Below are 23306 nucleotides of genomic sequence, written 5' to 3'. Positions count from 1 at the left end.
GACTCCCGTTTCTCGCCAATAACAAGAAGTATTGAATTTGCTTTGTTATAAAGCAGATTCAAGTCGAGAAGCCCCTTTATGGGGCTTTTTTGTATTTATTGTTTTTGTGTTTGTCGTCTCTGGGCTAAGCCCCATCACGCAGGCCTGGGTGATGAATGAAGTAATCGTTCGAATGGGCCTTGTGCCCATTTTTGTTTTTTGGGCTGCTACTTTTGCAGGCCTGGTTTATTGCGGATTAAAGCATGGCATCCAAGCAAGAATTGTTAGAACAAATGATTACCCCGGTTACTACGGCGTTGGGCTGTGAACTGTGGGGATTGGAGTATTTGACGCAGGGGCGTTACACCACTGTGCGCATCTTTATTGATGGCCCTAACGGTGTATCGCTGGAAGATTGCGAGCGTGTGAGTCGCCAGATTAGTAGTGTGTTTGATGTTGAAGATCCCATTGATGGCGAGTACACCCTGGAGGTTTCATCGCCGGGAATGGATCGCCCACTCTATAAAGAGTCGCAGTATGTGCGTTACGTGGGTGAAACCATCAGTGTGCGTATGCGTATTGCCCGCGATGGGCGTCGCCGCTTTAAAGGTGTTGTGACCAAAGTGGAAAATGGTGATGTGTTTTTATTGGTCGACAATAAAGAGGTGCAATTGTCTATCGATACCATCGACAAGGCGAATGTTGAGCCGCGCTACGACGATCTAATGCGCCAGCATAATTTGCTCGACGATAAAGAGTAATTGTAATAAATCGCTGCAAGAATCATTTTGCCGCGAATTGAGATGGAAAACGTCATTTATCTGGTGGGTGTGCGCACTTCACTGGCTTGAGGAGTTAACAGAGGCAAACCAATGAACAAAGAAATTTTGCTGGTCGCTGATGCGGTATCAAATGAGAAGGGTGTTGATAAGGAATTAATTTTCCAGGCGATTGAAATTGCACTCGCTACTGCCACCAAAAAACGCTTTGATGAAGACTCAACTATCGAAGTTGCTATTAATCGCACTACCGGTGATTACGACACTTATCGCATTTGGGAAGTTGTTGCTGATGATGCAATGGCAGAACTGGGTACCCAGTTGTATCTGGATGAAGCGCGCGATAAAGATGCCGGTCTTAAAGTGGGCGATATCTATCGCGAAAAAATTGAAAATGCGGAATTTGGTCGCATTGCAGCGCAAACTGCCAAACAAGTTATTGTGCAAAAAGTTCGCGAAGCCGAACGCGCGCAAATGGTTGATGAATATCGCGACCGTATGGGTGAGTTGATTAGCGGTACTGTGAAAAAAGTTACGCGCGACAGCATTATTGTCGATTTGGGCAATAACGCCGAAGGTATTTTGCCGCGCGATCAATTGATTGGTCGTGAAATTTTCCGCATGGGCGATCGTATCCGCGCCTTGTTGCTGGAAGTTCGCACTGAAGCGCGTGGGCCACAATTGTTGTTGAGCCGCTCCAATCCGCAAATGTTGGTGGAGCTGTTTAAAATCGAAGTGCCTGAGATTGCTGAAGAGGTGATTGAAATTAAAGGCGCGGCACGCGACCCCGGTTTGCGCGCAAAAATTGCGGTAAAAACCAACGACGGTCGTATTGATCCCGTGGGTGCTTGTGTCGGTATGCGCGGTTCGCGCGTACAAGCAGTATCTAACGAGTTGGGTGGCGAGCGTGTTGATATTGTGTTGTGGGACGATAACCCGGCGCAATTTGTTATCAACGCTATGTCACCTGCCGAAATTGAATCCATTGTGGTTGATGAAGATGCTGGCTCAATGGATCTCGCTGTCAATGAAGATAACCTCGCAATGGCAATTGGTCGCGGTGGTCAAAATGTGCGTCTTGCCTGCGAATTGACCGGCTGGAATATCAATGTCATGAGCGTTGCTGAATGGCAGTCCAAGCAAGAAGCGGAATCGGGTAGTTACATCAGCATGTTTATGAATGCGTTGGATGTGGATGAAGATATCGCTGGTGTATTGGTCGAAGAAGGTTTTACTACGCTCGAAGAAGTTGCCTATGTGCCGCTGGAAGAAATGCTCGCCATTGACGGTTTTGATGAAACTATCGCCGAAGAATTGCGTGCGCGCGCCAAAGATGCCTTGCTGACACAAGCCTTGGCATCGGAAGAGCGTATCGAAGGTGTTGCACCGGCAGAAGATCTGTTGGGTATGGAAGGTATGGATGAGGCGCTGGCAATTAGTTTGGCTAGTCGCGGCATAGTCACTATGGAAGATTTGGCTGAGCAATCCATTGATGATTTATTGGATATAGAAGGTGTTGATGCGACTCGTGCCGCCGCACTGATTATGAAAGCGCGCGAGCCCTGGTTTGCCTAAGAGTGAGCCACTCCTGTGAGCAAAACCCTGTAGGCAACGAACAATCCCTGAGGAAAAACAATGGCAGAAGTAACCGTTAACGAACTCGCCAAATCGATAGGTGCACCGGTAGAGCGTTTGCTCAAGCAAATGCAAGAAGCGGGTTTGCATCACAAGAATGCGGACGCAAAAGTTTCGGACGATGAGAAGCAGCGTTTGCTGACTTTTTTGAAGACCAGTCATGGCGAGGCCGCCAGTGAGCCAACCAAAATCACTTTGCAGCGCAAAATCACCACTACCATTAAAACCGGTACGGGTAATGCAAAGAAAACCGTGAATGTTGAAGTGCGTAAAAAGCGCACTTACATCAAGCGCGAGGATGAAGTGGCTGAATCGGCAACGTTTGATACCCCTGAAGCTGAGCAAGAGCCGGCAGTAATTGAAGCTATTCCCGAGCCGGTAGTGGTTCAGGCAGAAGTTGTGCCCGAGCCTGAGCCAGTAGTGGTGCCCGAACCTGAGCCAGCGGCTGTCGCTGAAGTGGCTGATGCCTCTGTTGCAGTGGAGGCACCTTCCCATCGCATTTCATTTACCGATGGCATCGAAGAAAAACGCCGCGCTGCTATTGAGCGTCGCCAGGCGGAAGAAGCTGCACGCCAAGCTGAGCTGAAAGCAAAAGAAGATGCAAAACGCGCCGCCGAAGAAGCCAAGCGCAATCCGGTTCGCACCGAGAAGCCTGCGGAGAAATCAGCGGGTCAAGCACCTGCTAAAACCGCTCGTCCCGATGCGCGCGGCCCAGCCAAAGGCAAGCCAGCGGTTGCGATTATTGCTCCACCGGCCGACAAAGAAGATACCAAACACGGTCACGGCCATGGTCACAAAAAGAGTCATCACAAAGCGGATGATATCGATGATGATTCAGAGCGCAGTAAACGTGGTGCTGGCAAGGCTGTTAAAAAGGGCGCGCCGTCCAAAAAGAACCCCAAATTGGAATTGCTTGATTTTGTTGCTGATGATGGTGAAGACAGCGATGTATTAGCCCGTCGCAGTCATTTGCGCGCCAGCCATAAAAAGCACAACAAACACGCCTTTAAAAAACCGACCACTAAAATCGTCCATGAAGTGAATGTACCTGAGACGATTGCCGTATCAGAACTGGCGCAGCGTCTCACAGTTAAAGTGGGTGAAGTGATCAAGCGCCTGATGAAGATGGGCGTGATGGCCTCGATGAACGAATCGATCGATCAGGACACTGCGGTGCTGCTGGTTGAAGAGATGGGGCATCAGGCGGTTCTGGTCAGCGAAAACGACATTGAACACGCACTGGAAAAATCCCTCGAAACCGAAGGTGATCTGGTACAGCGCGCGCCGGTAGTTACCGTAATGGGTCACGTTGACCATGGTAAGACCTCACTGCTCGACTATATCCGCGAAGCCAAGGTAGCAGCCGGTGAAGCCGGTGGTATTACCCAGCATATCGGTGCTTATCGCGTATCGACTTCTCGCGGCGAAATCACCTTCCTCGACACTCCCGGTCACGCCGCGTTTACCGCAATGCGCGCCCGTGGTGCCAAGGCAACTGACGTGGTGATTCTGGTAGTGGCAGCGGACGACGGCGTAATGCCGCAAACGGAAGAAGCGATTCTTCACGCCCGCGCTGCCGGTGTGCCTATCGTTGTGGCGATCAACAAGTGTGATAAACCCTCTGCTGATCCGGATCGTGTAACCAATGAATTGGTAGTGAAGGGTGTTATCCCTGAAAACTACGGTGGTGATACCCAGTTTATCCAGGTATCTGCCCATACTGGCCAAGGTATTGATGAGCTGCTTGAAGCTATCTCGTTGCAAGCCGAAGTACTGGAATTGCATGCGGTACCAAGTGCAGCGGCTAAAGGTGTGGTGATTGAAGCGCGTGTCGATAAAGGCCGCGGTACTGTTGCCACCATCCTTGTGCAACAAGGTACTTTGAAGCAGGGCGATTTGATCCTTGCTGGTCAAAGTTATGGTCGTGTGCGTGCGATGAGCAACGAGCGCGGTCAGCAAGTGACTGAAGCCGGTCCGTCTACCCCGGTTGAAATTCTGGGTCTGGATACCGCACCAAGCGCTGGCGATGATTTTGTGGTGCTGACTGATGAGCGTAAAGCCCGTGAAGTTGCCCAGTTCCGTGCCGAGAAAGAGCGTAAAGAGAAACTTGCACGCTTCCAGGCATCCAAGCTGGAGAACATGTTCTCCAATATGGAAGCGGGTCAGAAGAAAAATCTGACAGTTGTGGTTAAAGCGGATGTGCGCGGTTCACTCGAAGCGATTATGGCGTCACTCAATGACATCGGTAACGATGAAGTACAAGTGAACATTATCTCCTCCGGTATCGGCGGCATTACCGAAAATGATGTGAACCTGGCGATTACCTCCGGTGCCATCATTGTTGGCTTTAACGTGCGCGCCGACAGCACTACCCGTCGCATGGCGGAGTCTGAAGGTGTTGATATTCGCTACTACAGCATCATCTACCAATTGCTGGACGAAGTGAAAGCAGCGCTCAGCGGTATGCTTGATCCAGAGCGTGTTGAGACCATTGTTGGTATCGCCAATGTACGTGAAGTGTTCAATTCGCCGAAATTCGGCCAGGTTGCTGGTTGCATGGTGATTGAGGGTACCGTATCGCGTAACAAGCCGATCCGTGTACTGCGCGACAACGTGGTGATCTTCACCGGCGAACTCGAATCCTTGCGTCGTTTCAAAGACGATGTTGCCGAAGTGCGCAATGGTTTTGAGTGTGGTATCGGCGTGAAGAACTACGACGTAAAAGTCGGCGATCAGATCGAAGTCTACGAAGTGAAAGAGGTGGCGCGCCAGCTCTAAGCCCGGCGCAAGGCCCGCGCCCCACTCCTGTCATGGGAGTGGGGCTTTGTTATTTTTAAGAGGTTAATGGCGCATGCCAAGAGAATTTACCCGTTCAGACCGAGTTTCCGATGCCATCCAGCGCATACTGGCCCAGGTAATTCGCAGCGAAATTCGCGACCCGCGTATCGGGATGGTGAATATCAATGAAGTCACCGTCACCCGCGATATGGCTTACGCCAAGGTCTATGTAACCTTTGTCGGTGTTGATGACGAAAAAGACAGCATCACAGCAGCCTCGATTCTGAATAAGGCGAGCGGTTTTTTGCGCACCTTTATCGCTAGGGAATTGAGCATGCGGACCGTGCCCAAGTTGCAGTTTATTTACGACAAAACCTCCGTTAAAGGCCAGGCGCTGTCCACCTTAATCGAGCGGGCATTAAAAGAAGACAGTCTGCACCAGCACGATGAAGAGCCTGCCAGCGATGCAGCGCCCGACGATACCAAGGGCGAGTAATTATTCATGGCACGTAGAAAAGGCCGTCCAGTCGATGGCGTATTGTTGTTGCACAAACCGGCAGGCATGACTTCCAACCATGCCTTGCAGCGCGCCAAGCGTTTGTTTTTCGTAGAGAAAGCCGGTCATACCGGTGCGCTCGACCCGCTTGCTACCGGTGTTTTGCCCCTGTGTTTTGGTGAGGCGACCAAGTTTTCCCAATTTTTGCTCGATGCTGATAAAGGCTATCGCACCTGTATTCGCCTGGGCGCGACTACCGATACCTGCGATGCCGACGGTGAAATCCTCGAACAAAAATCCACAGCAGGGATTACGCGTACGCAAGTTGAAGCGGCGCTCAAACCGCTGATTGGCGATATCTTGCAAGTCCCACCCATGTATTCCGCATTGAAGCTCAATGGCCAGCCGCTTTATAAGATGGCGCGTCAGGGGGTTGAAGTGGAGCGTGCCCCGCGTCCGGTCACGATTCACAGCATTGATATTCTTGCTTTTCGCGCGGGTGAAGAGGCCGAAGTTGAGCTGGATATCCGCTGTACCAAGGGCACCTATATTCGCTCCATTGCGGTGGATCTCGGTGAAGCTTTGGGCTGCGGTGGCCATGTCAAAACCCTGCATCGCTCGGCCGCAGGTCTATTTAATGAAGATCAGTGTGTAACATTGGAAGAATTGCAGGCTCGCTTCGATGAAGAGCAGGCAGCAAGTGGTGATGAAGCTGCTTATGCCGCGCTTGATAGCTACTTGCTCAGCGCCGATGCACCCGTCGCCAGCTTGCCCGCCGTAGACTTACCCGCCAATAGCGCCCATTACTTCCGTATGGGCAACCCGGTCATGGTGTCCAAGGTCTATCGATTTGGCGAGCAAGGTGCTATTGTGCGCGTCTTTTGTGCAGAAACCGAACAATCGCCGCGCGCGTTTCTCGGTTTAGGCAGTATCACCGATGAAGGTGGTGTAGCCCCTAAACGAATTTTGGCCAACCGCTCATCCAACGAAACGTAGGTTGGAAACGGATCGAGTGGGGTAAAAGAATTTATCGAGGCGGCAATTTGCCAATCGATAAAAAGCCGCGACTGACATCCATCGCTTTATAAGCGCCGGATAATCACCGCAACAACCCACCTGTAAATATGCACGGGCGGGCTGTAATTAAATTGCATATTAATTGAGGAAAACATCATGGCACTGAGTGCTTCTGAAAAAGCTGCAATCGTTAAAGAGTACCAACAAGCAGAAGGCGATACTGGTTCGCCCGAAGTTCAAGTAGCTTTGTTGACTATCAACATCAATAAACTGCAAGGTCACTTCGCTAGCCATAAGGCTGACCACCATTCACGTCGCGGCCTGATCCGTATGGTAAACGCCCGTCGTAAATTGTTGGACTACCTGAAAGGTAAGGACTCTTCTCGTTACGTTGCTCTGATTCAAAAATTAGGTCTGCGCCGTTAAGTTTGTCCAGTGCCCGCTTTGCGGGCACTTTTATTTTGTAGTTTTAGTTTCTGAAAATAGAAAGTGATTAGGGAATTGCGCTGGTGAGAGTAAAAATTAGCGCCCGGGCAGGATGCACATGATTAATGATTTTTTATTGAGCTGAATGAAAAGAACAAACTTAAGACGCGTAACAATTAACGCAAATGATTTCTAGTGAAAACAAAGGATAAAAGAGTGAATCCGATTATTAAAAAGTTCCAATACGGCAACCAAACCGTAACCCTCGAAACTGGCCGTATTGCGCGTCAAGCAACCGGTGCAGTGATGGCAACTATGGGTGAAGTATCTGTGCTTTGTACCGTTGTTGGTGCAAAACAAGCATCACCAGGCCAGGATTTCTTCCCACTGTCTGTGCATTACCAGGAAAAAAGCTACGCCGCTGGCCGTATCCCCGGCGGTTATTTGAAGCGTGAGGGCCGTCCTTCTGAAAAAGAAACCCTGACTTCGCGTTTGATCGATCGTCCCATTCGCCCATTGTTCCCCGAAGGTTTCCTCAACGAAGTGCAAGTAGTTTGCACCGTGGTATCAACTGACAAGCAATACGATCCCGATATCGTGGCGATGATTGGTACCTCAGCCGCATTGGCTATCTCCGGTATTCCATTCAACGGCCCAATCGGTGGCGCGCGTGTTGGTTACACCCAGGAAGAGGGTTACATCCTCAACCCAAGCTTCAAGCAACTCGAAACTTCCGAGTTGGACATGGTGGTTGCCGGTACTAAAGACGCCGTGTTGATGGTGGAATCTGAAGCAAAAGAATTGCCAGAAGATATTATGCTCGGCGCCGTTCTTTACGCTCACCAGGAAATGCAAGCTGTAGTACAAGCTTGTGTGGAATTGGCGCGCGATGCGGGCAAACCGCGTTGGGAGTGGCAGCCAGTTGCCGTTAAAGCGGGTTTGACTGACGCGTTGCTCAAAGGTTTTGGCGATTCAATCGGTATGGCTTACCGCATTACCGATAAAGCAAAACGTTACGACCGTCTGGGCGAGCTGCGCAATCAAGCGGTTGCTGAATTGGCGACTGAAGCGACTGGTTTTACTGCCGATGAAGTGAAAGCCGAATTCGGCATGGTTGAATACCGTTTAGTGCGTTCACGCATTGTAGCGGGCGAGCCACGTATCGATGGTCGCGACAACAAAACCGTTCGCCCCATTCAAGTTGAAGTTGGCGTGTTGGGCAAAGCGCACGGTTCTGCATTGTTCACTCGTGGTGAGACGCAAGCGCTCGTAGTAGCGACCTTGGGTAACGCGCGTGATGCACAAATTATCGACTTCCTCGAAGGCTCCAAAAAAGACGCATTCATGCTGCACTACAACTTCCCACCCTTCTCGGTAGGTGAGTGTGGTCGTATGGGCGCTACTGGTCGTCGTGAAATCGGTCACGGCCGTTTGGCGCGTCGCGGTGTCACTTCGGTACTGCCAAAAGAATCTGATTTCCCTTACACCCTGCGTGTAGTGAGTGAAATTACTGAATCTAACGGTTCAAGCTCAATGGCTTCTGTATGTGGTGCGAGCCTGGCGTTGATGGATGCCGGTGTTCCACTCAAAGCACCAGTAGCCGGTATTGCCATGGGCCTCGTAAAAGAAGCTAACGGCTTTGCGGTATTGACCGACATCCTCGGCGACGAAGATCATTTGGGCGATATGGACTTTAAAGTGGCCGGTACCACCAGCGGTGTAACTGCACTGCAAATGGATATCAAAATCGAAGGTATCACCGAAGAGATTATGGAAATCGCACTGGAGCAAGCTCTGGCCGCGCGTTTACACATTCTCGGTGAAATGAACAAAGTGCTGCCAAGCTCGCGTTCAGTCGTTAGCGAAAATGCACCACGTTTTGAAACCATCAAAATTCATCCGGATAAAATCCGCGACATCATCGGTAAAGGCGGCGCGACTATTCGTGCAATCACCGAAGAAACTGGTTCTTCAATTGATATCGACGATGACGGTACCGTTAAGATTTACGCCGACAACAACGACGCATTACAAGCGGCAATTCTGCGTGTAATGGGTATTGTTGCTGAAGCAGAAATCGGTGCAATTTACGAAGGCACTGTAGTGCGCATCGTAGATTTCGGCGCATTCGTAAACTTCCTGCCGGGCAAAGACGGTTTGGTCCACATCTCTCAAATCGCCGACGAGCGCGTAAACAGCGTGAGCGATTATTTGAAAGAAGGCCAAATCGTGAAAGTGAAATGTTTGGACGTTGATCAACGCGGCCGCATCAAACTTTCGATCAAAGAAGCTTTAGCCGAAGAGTCTGGCGCAGCAGCACCAGTAGAAGTTACTGAAGAGTAATTTTTCTCTGCTCTGAGCTAAACAAAAACGCCCGCCTCGAAAGACGCGGGCGTTTTTTTAACAATAAAAATGCTTCAACGAATTTTGCATACAGAATTTTAAAAATTATTAACAAAATCCGGCTACTACAATAAAAAGCCGATTTTCTGTTATAGCTCAATAAATATCGCGTGATAATTTCTGCTATTGCCACGTGAATTTAAATAATTGAGCGGAGTTTTTGCGCTAACACGGGGTTGGCTGAATGGTTGGCTTTCTGGAGGGCAACTGTTTCCAAATATCTATATGGAGATAACAGAGTATGCGTAACAAACTTATCGCTTTTTCTCTTCCGTTGGTTTTTGCGGCAAAAGCCTTCGCGGCACCAGCTGACTCCGCCTGTGGCTGGGTGGATAACGAAGCGCTGGCCGCACTTGGGCTACACAATGCCGTACGCCAAATGGCACCCCAAGGAACTGATACTCCGAAGGTTGATCAATGCACCTTCGCGGCCCCAAATGCCCCAATACCATCTCTTAAAGTGAGTGTAGAACTTGCTACCGATAATTTAGTGCTTAAACCTGTTTGCCAGTGGACAGATTTTCGACAGCCGAATGCTGGTGAGATGGGGCTTTGTTTTATGAAAGTCGGGTATAGTTATGCATCACTCACATTGATGACGGCGCCTTCATCTGCTGCTTCAACGATACAATCTACATTGCGCGCTCAAGCGGAGCGGCTATACAATAAGCATTTAGAGGCTGCCTCAAAATAAGTTACTGCGTTCTGCTCGGGCAAAGAGTTGTTGGAAGTTGGTCGCCGATGCTGCGACTGAAGCTGCTTAAATGCAATTGCTTTCAGCTAAATAACGCCCGCCTCGAAAGAGGCGGGCGTTTTTATTGAGTGGGTATTAGAATCGTAGAGTGGGTGGAGTGCAACGATACCCAGCGCAACGATGAATACTAAAAAGGAATAATTGATGAGCATTCAATTTATTCTCGCAACCGAGAGCGATGCAGAAGTGATCGCTAAGTTTGTTATCAAACTCACAGAAGAAATTTGTTTAAAAACCAATGCTAAAAAATCACTCAAACAATCGCGCGTAATCTTTAGTTACCGCTTCATAACATTCACACGCAACGGCTTCTAATCCTGCTCTATCCAAAATACTGATTTTTCCGCGCGTGTATTGAATTAATTTTCGCTCTTGTAATGCACCGGCGGCGACAGTAATTCCGCTGCGGCGCACGCCGAGCATGTTGGCGAGAAATTCCTGGGTAAGGTGAAAATAATCGGCGTGGGCGCGGTCGTGGGTCATGAGTAGCCAGCGGGCTAAGCGGGGTTCGATCGCGTGAAAGTGGGCGCAGGCGGCGGTTTGTGCGAGCTGTGCCATAAGCACGTATAAATAGCGATTAAAGGTGCTGGCGAGAGCGGCGTTGCCTTGCAAATGTTGCTGTAATTTTTCTGCCGTCATGCGCAGTGCAGTGCCTGAACCTTGCACCATGGCGCGCATGGGGGCGCTGTTAATGCCGAGTGCTACGGTGGCGCCGAGCATTCCTTCGTAGCCAATTAATCCCATTTCCAGTGGCTGGTGATCGCGCAGTGTGGTTACCAGATTAATAAAACTGGTAAGCGGAAAATACACATAGCGAAAGGGTTGATCTGGCTCGCACAATATGGTGCCAGCGGTTAATTCCACCAGTTCGCAGCTTTGTAATATTTGTTCACGCGCGGCGGGCGATAAGCCTGCAATCAGGCGATTGACCGGAGGGATAGTATTGGGGGCTAGCATCGAGCGTCCTGTAGCGAAAGCGGCTCGTGGCCAGTGATATGCCACAAGTCTTGCTTTGGAGTCTACTGGATGGTTTTTTTGCTGTCTGTCCGCTACAGGGCATAGGGAAATATTTGTTGCGCCGGGGGTTGTTGCGATTTTGTTGGGAGGTGGCACTGCGCGTTGTGGCCATTGTTTCGAATTTTGGGCAAAAAAATCCCCGCTGCAGCGGGGATAACTCGGTCAGTTTTTCTCAGGCATAAACGTGGCGCAAGTTGATTAATGCCACGCCATAAACGGATTAAATATGCGTTGCCAACCCGTAAATTTCAGCGGTGCATTTAATACGGTCAAACAGATGCAATCTTCATTTTGTAGCGCTGTAGGGCTGTGTTTATGGCTGGTGTCGCGCGCAATAAAATCCCCTTCGTGATAAACACCAAGTTCATCGGAGAAGCCGCCACTTAATATCACTGTGTATTCAAAGCCTTTGTGGGTATGGGTGGGAACCTTGGCGCCGGCGTTAATTTTTTGCAGGGCAACTTGGAAACCTTTTATATTCAGCAGCGAGGTTAAATCAAACTTGCTAATTTCTTTGGTTTGGCGTTGCCAGGGTAAATCCGCGAGGGATGTCGGCAGGTAACGCAGCAAAGGGTTGTTGAAATGCTGGGTAATTTTTTCGGCACTGCCCATGTCCACTTTCACTTTTGGTGTGTCGCTGTGATCGTGCGGTTCCAACGATGCCATCAATGAGTCAAACGCGTCATCCTCGGTGCTGGCGGGCTTGATGGTTTCCAGCAGGGCGCCACCCAAGTGATTAAAATTTTTCACCAAGTCGCGACATTCGTGGCAAAAGCAGAGGTGCATAGACACCGCCAGCGCTTGCGGAATACTCAAGCTGCCCGCTGCGTAATTCATTAACGTCATATCATCGGGATGATAAGCACTCATAGTTCTTTTGCCTCAAACATTACTCGTAATTTCTGCAGCGACAGGCGCAAGCGGCCTTTCACTGTCCCCAAAGGAATTTTCAATTCCTCTGCCACTTCCTCGTGGGTTTTGCCTTCGTAGTAGACTTTGCGCAGTGCAATCATTTGTTCTTCCGGTAATTTATCGATGGCGTTTTTTACAAACTTTTCCGTCGATAAATTTTGAATCGAACAAATGGTGGTGTCCTCGGTCGGGATCTGCCACAAGTCTTCAGTTTCTATCACCACTTCCGCGCGGGTGCGATTCAGTTTGCGCAGCATATCGATACGCTGGTTGCGCGTGATGGTGAAAATCCAGGTGGACACCGAGGCCAGCGCCTCGGAATATTTACCGGCGTTGCGCCACACACTGGTCATCACCTCTTGTACCAACACTTCGGCATGCTGACTAAAGCCTTGGTTGATCGCATAGGCTTTTATACGTGGTGCAAAGTGTTTGTAGATCTCTCTAAACGCTGCTTTGTCATCGTGTTCGGCCACGCGGGCAAGCAGGGCGCCCCAGTCCGGGGTATCGTTTGCTGCACTTGAGTCATTCATCGACCGGGCCTTTGTCGTCGTCATTTGATGTCTCATTATCGCTCACCGGGTAGTTTTAGATAGTCCGTAACACACCTAATACGCCACCTTTATTGCTAGCGATCACCCATACACCCGTGTTTTCGTGCATTTGTGTAATGGGGCAATTTTTGCAAATTATTTTTCATTTTTTTTACGCCGGTTTGATCCCTCCCAAAAAACAGGGCGTAAACCATCCCCGCTGATACCCACCGATGTAATGGGTTTCGCCCTGTGTTACCGATCCAATCTAATCACCAATAACAGCTAATACGATCAATACCAGAGGTAAGGAAAAATGAAATCATTCAGAGGTTTTACTACCCTCGCGAAAGGAGCGGTGCTTGCATTACTCAGCGTCGTTCTTGTTGCCTGCGGTAGCGATAGCAAAAAGCAAGATGTGCGTGTAGCTGTCAGCCCCGCTGCTGTAACGGTAAAAGTGGGCATGACTCAAAATTTCACGGCGAGTGTTTTCGGTACAAAAAATGCGAGCGTTAGCTGGGCAGTCGATGAAGCCAATGGCGGCACCATAACTGGCGCTGGTGTGTATACGGCACCAGCCACCCCAGGCACTTACCATGTGACAGCCACCAGTGTTGCGGATAACACCAAAAAGTCCTCGGCGACCGTAACGGTTGTACCACTGGATAAAACCACCGTGCGTGTATTCCATGGTTCAGCCGACGCGCCCAAAGTGAACCTGTGGGTAAACAATGCGGAGGCGGTTTCTGATCTGGATTATTTGCAATCGACCGGCGTATTGGAGCTGGATGAAGGCACTTACAATATCGCCGTTGAGGGTGTTATCCCCAGCGGCAATGCGGTAGTGATTGGCCCGGTTGATTTGCAGTTGGCGGGCAACACCGCCTACGACGTAATTGCCGTCGGTCCAGTGGCCGATATAGAGCCTTTAGTGATTGCGGACACTGGCAGCCTGAGCGATGCCACCAAAGTGCGGGTGCGTGTAGCGCACCTTGCCGCTGCCGCGCCCGAAGTAAAAGTGTTTGTCACCGCGCCCGACGCTGACCTCGCCGGCGCTACTCCGCTCGGTACTTTTGAATTTAAAGATACTCTCGGCCCCGTTGAAGTGGATGCTGGCACCTACCAGATCCGCGTAACCCTGGCTGACAATACCGTCGTTTACGATTCAGGCGCCGTAGCATTAATGGCTGGCAAAGATCTGTTGGTGGGCGCGGTAGCCAATGTGGGCACTGGTTCATCGCCCATCAGCCTTGCGGTATTGGATGGTGATGCGGTTGCAATCCTGAACGACAAAAATGCCGGTGCCGACATCCGTGTGGTACACGCCTCGGCAGATGCACCGGCTGTCGATGTCACCGCGAATGACGCTGATACACCTGCCATCGCTAACCTCGTATTCCCCGAAGCGACTGGCTACCTGAACCTGCCTGCGGCGACCTACAACTTCAAAGTGACTCCCAACGCAGCGACCACCCCTGTTGTGATCGATGCCGACTTAGCTCTGGCGAACGGCAGTGCCTACAGCGTTTTGGCGGTAGGTGCGCTGGCCAATATTGAGGCTTTGGTGCTGACCGACAACAACCGTTCGGTGGCAACCGAAGCCAAAGTGCGTTTGGTGCACGGTTCAACCCTGGCTGGTAATGTCGATATCTATGTCGTTGCTGCGGGTGCGGATATCGCGACTGTATCACCCGCATTCGCCAATATCCCTTTTAAAGCCGAAACCGGTTATGTCAGCCTGGCTGCCGGTGAATACGACGTGATCATTGCGCCAACCGGCACCAAAACTGAAGCCATCAAAGCCTCTGTTGCCCTTGAAAATGGTGGTGTTTATACCGCGATCGCACGCGACGGCGCTGGTTTGACCGCGGCCTTGGGGGTGATTGGTTTGGATGGTTTGGCACCTAACAAAACCCAAGTGCGTGTTATCCATGCGTCTGCGGATGCACCTAAAGTGAATCTGTGGGTAGATGGCGCTGTAGCTGCATCAGGCTTGGATTATCAGAAAACGACTGGTTTCCTTGAGCTGGATGGCGGCACCTACAACATCGCGGTTGAAGGTGTAATTCCCGGCGGGAACGCGACCGTGATAGGCCCCGTCGACTTAACCTTTGATGCCAACATGCGTTACGACGTACTGGCCGTGAATTCGGTGGCTAACATCGAACCCTTGCTACTGACCGATATGGGCAAGCTGGCTAATGGCAACAACGTGCGTGTGCGTGTGGCGCACTTGGCAGCCGCTGCACCGGAAGTGAAAGTGCATGTGACTGCACCCGGCGATGCCATTTCTGACGCGACTTCACTCGGCAGTTTCGAATTTAAAGAAACCTTAGGCCCCGTCGAAGTTCCCGCTGGTACTTATCGCATCCGTGTCACCCTGCCCGATAACACCGTGGTATTTGACTCAGGCTCAGTTGCTCTCACTAGCGGTAAAGACCTGCTAATCGGCGCTGTGCCAAACGTGGGTACCGGTACATCGCCTATCCAGCTGATTGTGGTGGATGGTGCCGACGTAGCAGTACTGGGTGATGCTATGGCGGGGGCGAATATCCGTGTGGTGCACGCCTCCGCCGATGCGCCTGCAGTGGATGTAATCGCAAATGACGGCGTGGCTCCAGCCGTCAGCAACCTGGCATTCCCTGCATTCACCAACTACCTGAACCTGCCTGCGGCGACTTACAACTTCAAAGTTGTGCCTACCGGTGTAACTACCCCCGTTGTTATCAACGCCGACGTGCCACTGGCCAACAGCACCGAGTACACCCTGCTGGCAGTGGGCGCTTTGGCGAACATCGAGCCGCTGTTATTAACTGACAACAACCGCAAAGTGGCGACTGAAGCTAAAGTGCGTTTGGTACACGGTTCTTCGTTGGCGGGTGAGGTGGATATCTACGTAGTTGCTGCCGGTGCGTCCATCGCTGAAGCTATGCCCGCGTTCACTGCGGTGCCCTTCAAGGCGGATACCGGTTATGTATCGCTGGCTGCAGGTGACTACGATGTAATTATCACTCCAACCGGCACCAAAACCGAAGCCATCAAAGCCACCCTGACCTTTGCCACTGGCATGGTTTACACCGCCGTAGCACGCGATGGTGTTGGGTTGACAACACCGCTGGGTGTGATTGGTTTGGATGCATTAGCGCCGTAATAATTACCTGTCAGGTTATTTTGCCTAAAAACGCCCGGATTCGTCCGGGCGTTTTTTTTGCCCAGAGCAACACTATTTTTCCATCGGCGACTTGTGGGATTACTTATTGTGTATTAGTGTAATGATACACGTGGTGTTTTGGGTCGTACACCACCACACAACAATAAAGCCGCAAGGAGAGTTCGATGAGTATCCATCGCCATTTATCAATAAGCCGTTTTTTTGTCTTGCTCTGCCTGTTGGCAAGTGCATCCGCTCATGCACAAACCAGTCTGTACGAGATCAGCAAGGGCAATCAGAAAATTTATTTAGGCGGCACTATTCATTTGCTGCGCAGCAGCGACTACCCCTTGCCTGCCGAATATGATCACGCCTATCAGCACGCCGATGTGCTGGTACTGGAAACCAATCTGGACAATGCGGCATCGCCTGAGTTTGGTCAAAAAATGGCGAAAGCATTTATGTACAGCGGCGGAAAAACACTGGCCGAGGATTTGCAACCCGCACTCTGGCAAGAGCTGCAGACTTTTTCAGCCGCACGCCAATATCCCATCGCCCAAATGAGTGCCTTTAAAGCGATGTTTGTCAGTCTGTCGCTCTCGGTAGTTGAAATGCAGCGCTTGGGGTTTGGTGTGGCAGAGGGAGTGGATATGGTTTTTTTCCAAAAAGCCAAAACCGATAGCAAGCCCGTATTGGAATTGGAATCCGGCGATGAAGTATTAACACAGCTCGCATTGCTGGCGGATATGGATGCCAATATGGTGATCAAAGCTACCCTGCGCGATTTACACAAAATGGATGCGGTGTTGGAAAAAGCATTGGGTTATTGGCGTCGTGGTGAACTGGAAAAATTGGATCGCGAAATGTCGGCCGATATGCGCCGCGAAGCGCCCGAGGTCTATCAGCATTTATTAATCGCACGCAATCAGGCGTGGCTACCCAAAATAGAAAAACTGTTTGCAACGACCGATGTGGAACTGGTGTTGGTGGGTAGTTTGCATCTCTCCAGTAAAGATGGCCTGCTCGCGCAACTTAAACAGCGCGGTTATCAGGTAAAACCTTATCTCGCCAAACAACCATAATTAGCTAAAAGGAGTTTTTTATGTCTGCCTGTGTATCGCTAAAAAATCTGCAACGCCAATATTCACGCGTCACCGTTCTCAAAGGAATCAATGCCGAGGTATTGCCGGGGCAAGTCATTGCCCTCTTGGGCAAAAATGGCGCGGGTAAAACCACGTTATTAGAAACGATTTTGGGTTTTGGTTTTCCCTCGGCAGGCGAGGCGAGGCTTTGGCAGCTTGATGCCACACAAATCGGCGGTGAAACTAAACAGCGTATTGGTTTTGTACCGCAACAGGATGAGTTGTTGCCCAGTTTAACCGGTGGGGATCACCTGAAATTATTTAAAAGTTTCCGCACCCACTGGAACCAACCGCTGGTGGATAAATTAATTGCGGAATGGTTAATTCCCATGGATATGCACACGGGGAAAATGTCGGTGGGGCAGCGACAAAAATTGTCCATTCTGCTGGCGCTGGCCCATGAGCCGGAATTATTGATTCTGGACGAGCCTGTTGCCAGTCTTGATCCCATCGCCCGCCGCCAGTTTTTGCAACAGCTGGTGGATATTGCCGCCGATGAAAATCGCGCAGTAATTTTTTCTACCCATATCGTGAGCGACGTGGAACGAGTTGCCAATCAGGTGTGGATGCTGCGCGATGGCGATTTGGTTTATCAGGGGGGCTTGGATGAACTTAAAGAAAGTTTTGTGCGCGTCACTTTAACCTTTGATCATCCAGTTACCCACAACATTAGCTGGCCGGATGTAATCAAACAAAAAAATAGCGGCAATCAAACTCAGCTCACGATTGAACGCTGGCAACCCCATATGGAGCAGCAACTTGCACAGGAATTTTCAGCGCAGGTGAGGGTAGAGTTTTTAGGCCTGGAAGATATTTTTTTGGAGATGAATCCATGAATATCCAGGCAACACTCAATCAATATTGGCGCTTGATTCTGGTGATGTTGTTGCCGGCGCGCTATGTAAAATGGTTAGCTGTATTTACATTCACGGTGTTAATGTCCGGTGCGATACTACGTTTTTTTGGTCACTCGCTAGTCTTGTATATAGGCACAGCATTTAGCCTCCTGCTACTGATGATGGTAGGCATGTTGGTGCCGGGGCAAATGCTCGCACTTAGAAGCAGCAAACAATTCCAGTATATGGCCGATCTGCGGTATAAATTATTTTTCCTGGCGCTGGCATTTTGGTGCTTGGCATCCTTGGCCTTATCTGCCGCCCTGACTACATTAGATCCAAAAGGGTTCAGTTTTCCTATTACCTTAGCTGTAGCAACTATGGGGTTGAGTGGTGTTGCTGTGCTCTTTGCGGTGGTTGGCTCTTATATGCAAACCGCACAGGGTTTCGTTCCATTATTTGTGTGGGTGCTCTTCTTCTCCGCAAAAAGTACCAATTTATTTTCTTCCGCACACATAACTACTTATTGGTTCATCACTATAGGTTTATGGTCGGTAATGTTTATCTGGTGGTTTCGTTGGCAGCCACAAAAATATCTGGTGAATTTTATGACCCTGCCCGCAGCAGAAATGCAGCGGCTGCAAATGACTAATACCCAGACGATGGCTGCTGCATTTTCCTCTGTGCCTAAAACCCTGGCGGGAAGTTTGTTAGTGAACGCCTCAGATGGTATTCAAGCTTGGTGCAAACGTGAGCTGGGGCAGTTGGTGTTTTTTCTGCTTATGCTTGGGTTGATGTTTTATTGGATAAAACAAATCCCGCAAAATGTGGCGGGGGTTATGGTTGGCATTTACCTGTTTATTTTCATCTGCATTCGCGGCAGCGTTATCTTCCAGCACATTTTCCGCAATCTGCATCGCTTGTGGATGAATAGCTCCTTTTCCAGAACAGAAATTCTCACTTACATTGAAGCACGTTATTTCCTGTTATTGGCTGCTTCCTTGATACCCGTCATCTTTGCGCTTGGCCTGATTAACCATTATCTATTGGATGAATTGTTAAGCCTGTTTAACGTCGTTTATTTATTGCTGATTGGTTTGTTGATGTGCGGCTTGTCGTTTTACCTGGGTTTGTTTATCTACCTGAAAAGCGCTGCCAGTTTTCTCTGGCTGAATTGGATTAGCCCTATAGTAAACATCGGTCTGATTGGCCTGATGGTGTATTTTAATGTCTTGTTTGGGCCTAACCCCAGTGCTGAACATGTCGATCATCTGGCATTTTCTGCCGGCTTGTTAGTGCTGATTTTATTAGGGCGCCAATGGGTTAAAACCCATTGGCGTACGCTTAACTTTTTCAGGGTGAAAAACTAATGTTCACTCTCAATCCCCAATCCGGTATTCCTATTTATCGTCAACTCGCAGAACAAATTCGGCGTATGGTGGCGGGTGGTCAATTAAAAGAGGGTGATGAATTGCCCTCGGTGCGCGAAGTGGCGTTGGAGCATGCGGTAAACCCCATGACGATTTCCAAAGCTTATAGTTTGTTAGAGCTGGAGGGTGTGCTGGCGCGTCAGCGTGGTAAACCCATGCAGGTGGCGGCGCAAAAAAAATCGGTGCATAACGAACAGCAGCGCTTGGCACATTTGCATCCACAGCTTGAACAATTGGTACTGGCGGCGCGGCAATTGGAAATTCCCGATAAGTTGCTGCTTAGCAGTTTGCGTGAATTACTTGCGGAAAAATAATATTAATTGGGTATCCATAAGGAACCAACGGATGAAAATAATCTGGTCTGTTTATACAGTGTTGTGTTTTTTATCGCTCGGCATCGTGTCGGGATGCGATGAAAAAACCAATGAACTATCAACGGCAGCGTCGCTGCTTAAACCTTGCCCCGGCTTTGAAGAAACGGGAAAGCCACCGGTGGTCTATGGTGCCCAGTGTGGCGAGCTGGGGGTTAAAGAAAATCCGCAGGATGCACAAAGTGCAGAAATTAAAATTGCGATTTTGCGGTTGCCAGCAATTAGCCCCGTGGCGCAAGCTGATCCCCTGTTTTTAATTCAGGGTGGGCCGGGTGGTTCATCCATTGAGATGGCGAATCAGCTGCATGGTTTTTTTGCGGATATACGCAAAAACCGCGATTTAATTTTCATTGACCAGCGCGGCACGGGAAAATCCAACCCTCTGCATTGCGAAAAAATGTCGCCGCTGGATGCTAACCTGCCTGATGCTGTCCAGCTGGAAAAACAGTTGGACATTATGCGCGCCTGTGTAGATAAATATAAAAGTTCCCTGCCGTTTTATACCACCTGGCACGCCGTACAAGATATAGATGCGGTGCGCACTGCTTTGGGCTACCAGAAAATTAATCTGTGGGGTGTCTCTTATGGCACCCGTGTTGCGCTCGAATATTCGCGGCAATTTGGCGATAACACGCGCAGTATTATTTTAGATGGTGTTGCACCTACTGAAATTGCACTCGGAAAATATTCTGCACGGGATATGCTCGCGGCGCTGACCGCCGTCAGCAAAGAATGTATGGCGCAAGATGAGTGCGCTGCGCAGTATGGCAACCCGCTGGAAAAAGCGGAAATTGTGTATTCGCGTTTGCGTGCGGCGGAAGAAGCTGGTGAACCAATACAGGTGACTTACCGACATCCGCGTCATCAACAGGAAGCGACCCAGCGGTTAACGCCGCGCGCATTTTCGCTGTTGATGTTTATGGCGCTTTACACCCGCGACATGACCGTACTGTTGCCGGAAATGATTAGCCATGCCGAGCAAGAAAATTATCAGCTATTGGCTGCATTACTTTCTCTCGCCAGTGATCAGGCTTACAAAATGAATATCGCCGAGGCGATGCATTTCAGTGTGATTTGCAATGAAGACTGGCCGCTTATTTCGGCGAGTGATAGAGCCACCACGCCGCCTTTTTTTGGTTTTAATCCCATTGAGGATAAAGCCGCTATTTGTGCTATGTGGCCTGCTGCCGAATTACCGGCGGACTATTGGGAACCCATTCGCAGCACAGTCCCAGCGTTATTACTGTCAGGAAAATATGATCCGGTCACGCCACAAGTCTGGGCTAACTCTGTTGCGAATACTTTGCCCAATGCGACCGCCTTGGTGGCGGAGGGTGGTAATCACGGTGTATCCACCGAGGGTTGTATGCCACAAATTATTGCGCAATTTATTGAGCGGGCGAGTATGGAGGGCGTGAATAGAGATTGTGTTGCGCAAATTAAAACCTTGCCGTTAGTGTTGGGCGCCAACCAAACTGCCAGTGTTTCATCGAGTTCGGTCAAGGTCTCATCCAGTGCGAAAAATATTTCTTCGAGTTCAGCACAGGCATCATCCAGCGCAACAGTAATGGAAGGAGCGCAACCATGATTCGCGTTGAACACTTAAGCAAAGTTTTTCATCCAAAAAAACAAAAAAATAGCGCCTTGCCTGTAACCAAAAAGCTGCCTGAGGCAAGTGTCATTACCGCATTAAATGATGTGAGCTTTACTCTGAAGGACGGCGAAATAACCGGTTTGTTAGGGTTAAATGGTGCGGGTAAATCTACCCTGATGCGTTTAATTTATGGCTTGTTGCAGCCGACAGCGGGCGATGTGTGGGTGAGCGAACATCAGCTCAGTGTCGCAGCCAATGCCGCGCGGCAACAATTGGGGGTACTGCCGGATGACACAGGTTTGTACAAGCGGTTAAGTGCGCGTGAAAATATTCGCTACTTTGGCGAGCTGCAAGGTTTAACCGGCATGCAGCTGGAAGAATCCATTAATCAATTAATTAACTGGTTGGGCATGGAGGCAATTGCCGATCGTCGCGCCGAAGGTTTCTCGCTCGGTGAACGGATGAAAACGGCTCTGGCGCGCGCCATAGTGCATCAACCGCAACATATTTTATTAGACGAACCCACCAACGGGCTGGATGTAATTACCACGCGCTCGGTGCGCCGTTTATTGCACGAATTAAAAGCGCAAAACCGCTGCGTGATTTTTTCCAGCCATTTGATGCACGAAGTCAGTGGCCTGTGTGATCGCATTTTGGTGATTCATCACGGGCGCATTCTGGCCGATGGCAATCTTGAGACAATTATGGAAATAGGGCAGGCCACCAATTTGGAAGACGCCTTTGTCAATTTGGTGCAGGCGGCCAACAAGGAATCTATTTATGAATAAATTTCTGCAAACCTTGTTAATTGTGTGGCGCAAAGAATGGCGTGATGCCCTGCGCGATAAAAAAAGTTTACGCATGGCATTTTTAATGCCGGTTTATTTTGTTGCGGTATTTGTTGCTTCGTCCTTATTTATTATTCATATGAGCCAGCAATCGCGCGCGACTACCAGTGAACCGATTAAACTATCGGTTGTTGGCGCCGAGCAGTTGCCTGCCTTGGTGGATTGGTTACAGGAGCGCGGTATTCAGGTGCAGGCGGTGGATGAACAAGCCTATCAGCAAGTGCAAAGCGGGCAGTTGGGTTACGCCTTAATTGTACCGGAAGATGCGCGCGAAAAATTCGCCACCGGAGAATCGATTGAATTAGCGCTGGTGTTTGATGCCACCAATAATAAATTGCAGGGCGCAATTCATTTTGTGCGGCAACAAATTTGGAGTTGGAACGCGCGTGTTGGCAGTTTACGTTTGTTGTCGCGCGGCATATCGCCGGCCATCGTCAACCCGGTAATGGTGCGCGATTTAAATGTGGCAAGCGATCAAAAAATGGGATTTTTTGTGATGGCCAGTTTGCCCATGTTGTTAATTCTTACGGTATTTATGGCAACCGTGGGTTTCAGTGCAGACATGACCGCGGGCGAACGCGAGCGGCGTTCATTAGAATCGCTGTTAATTACACCTGCACCCTCTGGCGCTTTGTTGCTGGGGAAATGGTTGAACAGTTTGTCATTAACCTTTTTGGTGCTGGTGGTTGAATTATCGCTGCTCGCTATCGCTTTTGCATATGTGCCATTTAAAGAGTTGGGTTTACGGGTACATGTTACGCCGCTGGATTTATTGGTAGTGCTGGTGGCGTTAATGTCGCTGGCGATAGTTGCGACGGCACTACAGTTTTTAATTTCCATGTTTGCGCGCAGTTTTAAAGATGCACAAACCTACATGGGGCTAATGATTTTTATCCCCATGGTGCCACTGTTTTACACGCTCCTTAACCCCAGCGCCTATGCCGATTGGTTTCGCTGGGTGCCGGTATTAGCGCAGCAATTAGTGGTGAAAGATTTATTGCTGGGTGGCGATGTACCACTGCTCGCATTTGCCCAGGCATGGTTAGTGGCGGTGGTATTAGCGGCAATATTTTTGCGTTTTACTGCGCAGCAATTGCGTAAACCGAAAATTGTGTATGGGGTGTAAATGCCCTGCGGTATCACGGGGTAAATGGAAAAAAATCACCGGGGTCTTGTGTGAAAAGTCATAGAGCAATCCAGTCACA

At 49.8% G+C, this 23306-nt stretch carries 19 protein-coding genes; 16 read left to right on the top strand and 3 right to left on the bottom strand.

Annotated features, from left to right (window positions below; all coding sequences use genetic code 11):
- Positions 1-242 precede the first annotated feature (242 nt).
- The 8 genes from rimP to O59_RS17910 all read left to right on the top strand — a co-directional run bounded on the left by rimP (position 243) and on the right by O59_RS17910 (position 10207).
- On the top strand, positions 243-740 hold the full coding sequence (rimP, locus tag O59_RS17945; RefSeq protein ID WP_007645222.1) for a ribosome maturation factor RimP: 498 nt from the start codon (positions 243-245) through the stop codon (positions 738-740).
- A 111-nt stretch (positions 741-851) separates the two neighbouring features.
- On the top strand, positions 852-2333 hold the full coding sequence (gene nusA / locus O59_RS17940; protein WP_007645220.1) for a transcription termination factor NusA: 1482 nt from the start codon (positions 852-854) through the stop codon (positions 2331-2333).
- Between the two features lie 60 nt (positions 2334-2393).
- A complete protein-coding gene (gene infB / locus O59_RS17935) occupies positions 2394-5171 on the top strand; it encodes a translation initiation factor IF-2 (RefSeq protein ID WP_007645218.1) in 2778 nt (925 codons plus the stop codon).
- 73 nt (positions 5172-5244) lie between these two features.
- Positions 5245-5667 (top strand): 30S ribosome-binding factor RbfA, encoded by a 423-nt coding sequence (gene rbfA / locus O59_RS17930; RefSeq protein ID WP_007645216.1) that lies wholly within the window; start codon positions 5245-5247, stop codon positions 5665-5667.
- Between the two features lie 6 nt (positions 5668-5673).
- Entirely contained in the window at positions 5674-6663 is a 990-nt protein-coding gene (gene truB / locus O59_RS17925) for a tRNA pseudouridine(55) synthase TruB (protein WP_007645206.1), read from the top strand.
- Positions 6664-6840: 177 nt separating this feature from the next.
- Positions 6841-7110, top strand: coding sequence for a 30S ribosomal protein S15 (rpsO, locus tag O59_RS17920; RefSeq protein WP_007645205.1), 270 nt, complete (start codon positions 6841-6843; stop codon positions 7108-7110).
- A 216-nt stretch (positions 7111-7326) separates the two neighbouring features.
- The gene (gene pnp / locus O59_RS17915; RefSeq protein WP_007645204.1) at positions 7327-9453 is read left to right on the top strand and encodes a polyribonucleotide nucleotidyltransferase; all 2127 of its coding nucleotides are present in this window, start codon (positions 7327-7329) and stop codon (positions 9451-9453) included.
- Between the two features lie 301 nt (positions 9454-9754).
- A complete protein-coding gene (locus O59_RS17910) occupies positions 9755-10207 on the top strand; it encodes a hypothetical protein (protein ID WP_040393331.1) in 453 nt (150 codons plus the stop codon).
- A 309-nt stretch (positions 10208-10516) separates the two neighbouring features.
- Here O59_RS17910 and O59_RS17905 read toward each other — a convergent pair whose 3' ends face one another.
- From O59_RS17905 to O59_RS17895, 3 genes are all read right to left on the bottom strand, one after another.
- Positions 10517-11224: a Crp/Fnr family transcriptional regulator gene (locus O59_RS17905; protein WP_007645197.1), complete on the bottom strand. Its 708-nt coding sequence runs from the start codon at positions 11222-11224 to the stop codon at positions 10517-10519.
- A 258-nt stretch (positions 11225-11482) separates the two neighbouring features.
- Entirely contained in the window at positions 11483-12154 is a 672-nt protein-coding gene (locus tag O59_RS17900; protein WP_007645195.1) for a ChrR family anti-sigma-E factor, read from the bottom strand.
- Entirely contained in the window at positions 12151-12729 is a 579-nt protein-coding gene (locus tag O59_RS17895; protein WP_007645193.1) for a sigma-70 family RNA polymerase sigma factor, read from the bottom strand. The genes O59_RS17900 and O59_RS17895 overlap by 4 nt, the downstream gene beginning before the upstream one ends.
- A gap of 316 nt (positions 12730-13045) precedes the next feature.
- Here O59_RS17895 and O59_RS21165 point away from each other — a divergent pair, with 316 nt between their 5' ends.
- The 8 genes from O59_RS21165 (at position 13046) to O59_RS17850 (ending at position 23227) form a co-directional block, all read left to right on the top strand.
- Positions 13046-15880, top strand: a complete 2835-nt coding sequence (locus O59_RS21165) for a DUF4397 domain-containing protein (RefSeq protein WP_007645184.1) — start codon at positions 13046-13048, stop codon at positions 15878-15880.
- Positions 15881-16065: 185 nt separating this feature from the next.
- Positions 16066-16962, top strand: a complete 897-nt coding sequence (locus O59_RS17880; protein WP_007645182.1) for a TraB/GumN family protein — start codon at positions 16066-16068, stop codon at positions 16960-16962.
- Between the two features lie 20 nt (positions 16963-16982).
- The gene (locus O59_RS17875; protein WP_007645181.1) at positions 16983-17858 is read left to right on the top strand and encodes an ABC transporter ATP-binding protein; all 876 of its coding nucleotides are present in this window, start codon (positions 16983-16985) and stop codon (positions 17856-17858) included.
- Positions 17855-19228 carry a hypothetical protein gene (locus tag O59_RS17870; RefSeq protein WP_007645179.1) on the top strand — a complete coding sequence of 458 codons (1374 nt, stop codon included), beginning with the start codon at positions 17855-17857 and terminating at the stop codon, positions 19226-19228. Before O59_RS17875 ends, O59_RS17870 begins: the two co-directional genes overlap by 4 nt.
- On the top strand, positions 19228-19602 hold the full coding sequence (locus O59_RS17865) for a GntR family transcriptional regulator (protein WP_007645177.1): 375 nt from the start codon (positions 19228-19230) through the stop codon (positions 19600-19602). Before O59_RS17870 ends, O59_RS17865 begins: the two co-directional genes overlap by 1 nt.
- Before the next feature lie 31 nt (positions 19603-19633).
- A complete protein-coding gene (locus tag O59_RS17860) occupies positions 19634-21247 on the top strand; it encodes an alpha/beta hydrolase (protein WP_157152630.1) in 1614 nt (537 codons plus the stop codon).
- Positions 21244-22041 (top strand): ATP-binding cassette domain-containing protein, encoded by a 798-nt coding sequence (locus O59_RS17855; protein ID WP_007645173.1) that lies wholly within the window; start codon positions 21244-21246, stop codon positions 22039-22041. Before O59_RS17860 ends, O59_RS17855 begins: the two co-directional genes overlap by 4 nt.
- On the top strand, positions 22034-23227 hold the full coding sequence (locus O59_RS17850; protein WP_007645171.1) for an ABC transporter permease: 1194 nt from the start codon (positions 22034-22036) through the stop codon (positions 23225-23227). The genes O59_RS17855 and O59_RS17850 overlap by 8 nt, the downstream gene beginning before the upstream one ends.
- Positions 23228-23306 lie beyond the last annotated feature (79 nt).

The organism is Cellvibrio sp. BR (assembly GCF_000263355.1).
Classification (GTDB): domain Bacteria; phylum Pseudomonadota; class Gammaproteobacteria; order Pseudomonadales; family Cellvibrionaceae; genus Cellvibrio.
The sequence above is the reverse complement of the archived record's forward strand: the minus strand, read 5'-3'. Positions and strand labels throughout refer to the sequence as shown.

What these genes read in the sequence shown, in the direction of transcription:
- rimP (WP_007645222.1), top strand. Translation starts at nt 243, where the DNA reads ATGGCATCCAAGCAAGAATTGTTAGAACAAATGATTACCCCGGTTACT.
- nusA (WP_007645220.1), top strand. Translation starts at nt 852, where the DNA reads ATGAACAAAGAAATTTTGCTGGTCGCTGATGCGGTATCAAATGAGAAG.
- infB (WP_007645218.1), top strand. Translation starts at nt 2,394, where the DNA reads ATGGCAGAAGTAACCGTTAACGAACTCGCCAAATCGATAGGTGCACCG.
- rbfA (WP_007645216.1), top strand. Translation starts at nt 5,245, where the DNA reads ATGCCAAGAGAATTTACCCGTTCAGACCGAGTTTCCGATGCCATCCAG.
- truB (WP_007645206.1), top strand. Translation starts at nt 5,674, where the DNA reads ATGGCACGTAGAAAAGGCCGTCCAGTCGATGGCGTATTGTTGTTGCAC.
- rpsO (WP_007645205.1), top strand. Translation starts at nt 6,841, where the DNA reads ATGGCACTGAGTGCTTCTGAAAAAGCTGCAATCGTTAAAGAGTACCAA.
- O59_RS17910 (WP_040393331.1), top strand. Translation starts at nt 9,755, where the DNA reads ATGCGTAACAAACTTATCGCTTTTTCTCTTCCGTTGGTTTTTGCGGCA.
- O59_RS17905 (WP_007645197.1), bottom strand. Translation starts at nt 11,224, where the DNA reads ATGCTAGCCCCCAATACTATCCCTCCGGTCAATCGCCTGATTGCAGGC.
- O59_RS17900 (WP_007645195.1), bottom strand. Translation starts at nt 12,154, where the DNA reads ATGAGTGCTTATCATCCCGATGATATGACGTTAATGAATTACGCAGCG.
- O59_RS17895 (WP_007645193.1), bottom strand. Translation starts at nt 12,729, where the DNA reads ATGAATGACTCAAGTGCAGCAAACGATACCCCGGACTGGGGCGCCCTG.
- O59_RS21165 (WP_007645184.1), top strand. Translation starts at nt 13,046, where the DNA reads ATGAAATCATTCAGAGGTTTTACTACCCTCGCGAAAGGAGCGGTGCTT.
- O59_RS17880 (WP_007645182.1), top strand. Translation starts at nt 16,066, where the DNA reads ATGAGTATCCATCGCCATTTATCAATAAGCCGTTTTTTTGTCTTGCTC.
- O59_RS17875 (WP_007645181.1), top strand. Translation starts at nt 16,983, where the DNA reads ATGTCTGCCTGTGTATCGCTAAAAAATCTGCAACGCCAATATTCACGC.
- O59_RS17870 (WP_007645179.1), top strand. Translation starts at nt 17,855, where the DNA reads ATGAATATCCAGGCAACACTCAATCAATATTGGCGCTTGATTCTGGTG.
- O59_RS17865 (WP_007645177.1), top strand. Translation starts at nt 19,228, where the DNA reads ATGTTCACTCTCAATCCCCAATCCGGTATTCCTATTTATCGTCAACTC.
- O59_RS17860 (WP_157152630.1), top strand. Translation starts at nt 19,634, where the DNA reads ATGAAAATAATCTGGTCTGTTTATACAGTGTTGTGTTTTTTATCGCTC.
- O59_RS17855 (WP_007645173.1), top strand. Translation starts at nt 21,244, where the DNA reads ATGATTCGCGTTGAACACTTAAGCAAAGTTTTTCATCCAAAAAAACAA.
- O59_RS17850 (WP_007645171.1), top strand. Translation starts at nt 22,034, where the DNA reads ATGAATAAATTTCTGCAAACCTTGTTAATTGTGTGGCGCAAAGAATGG.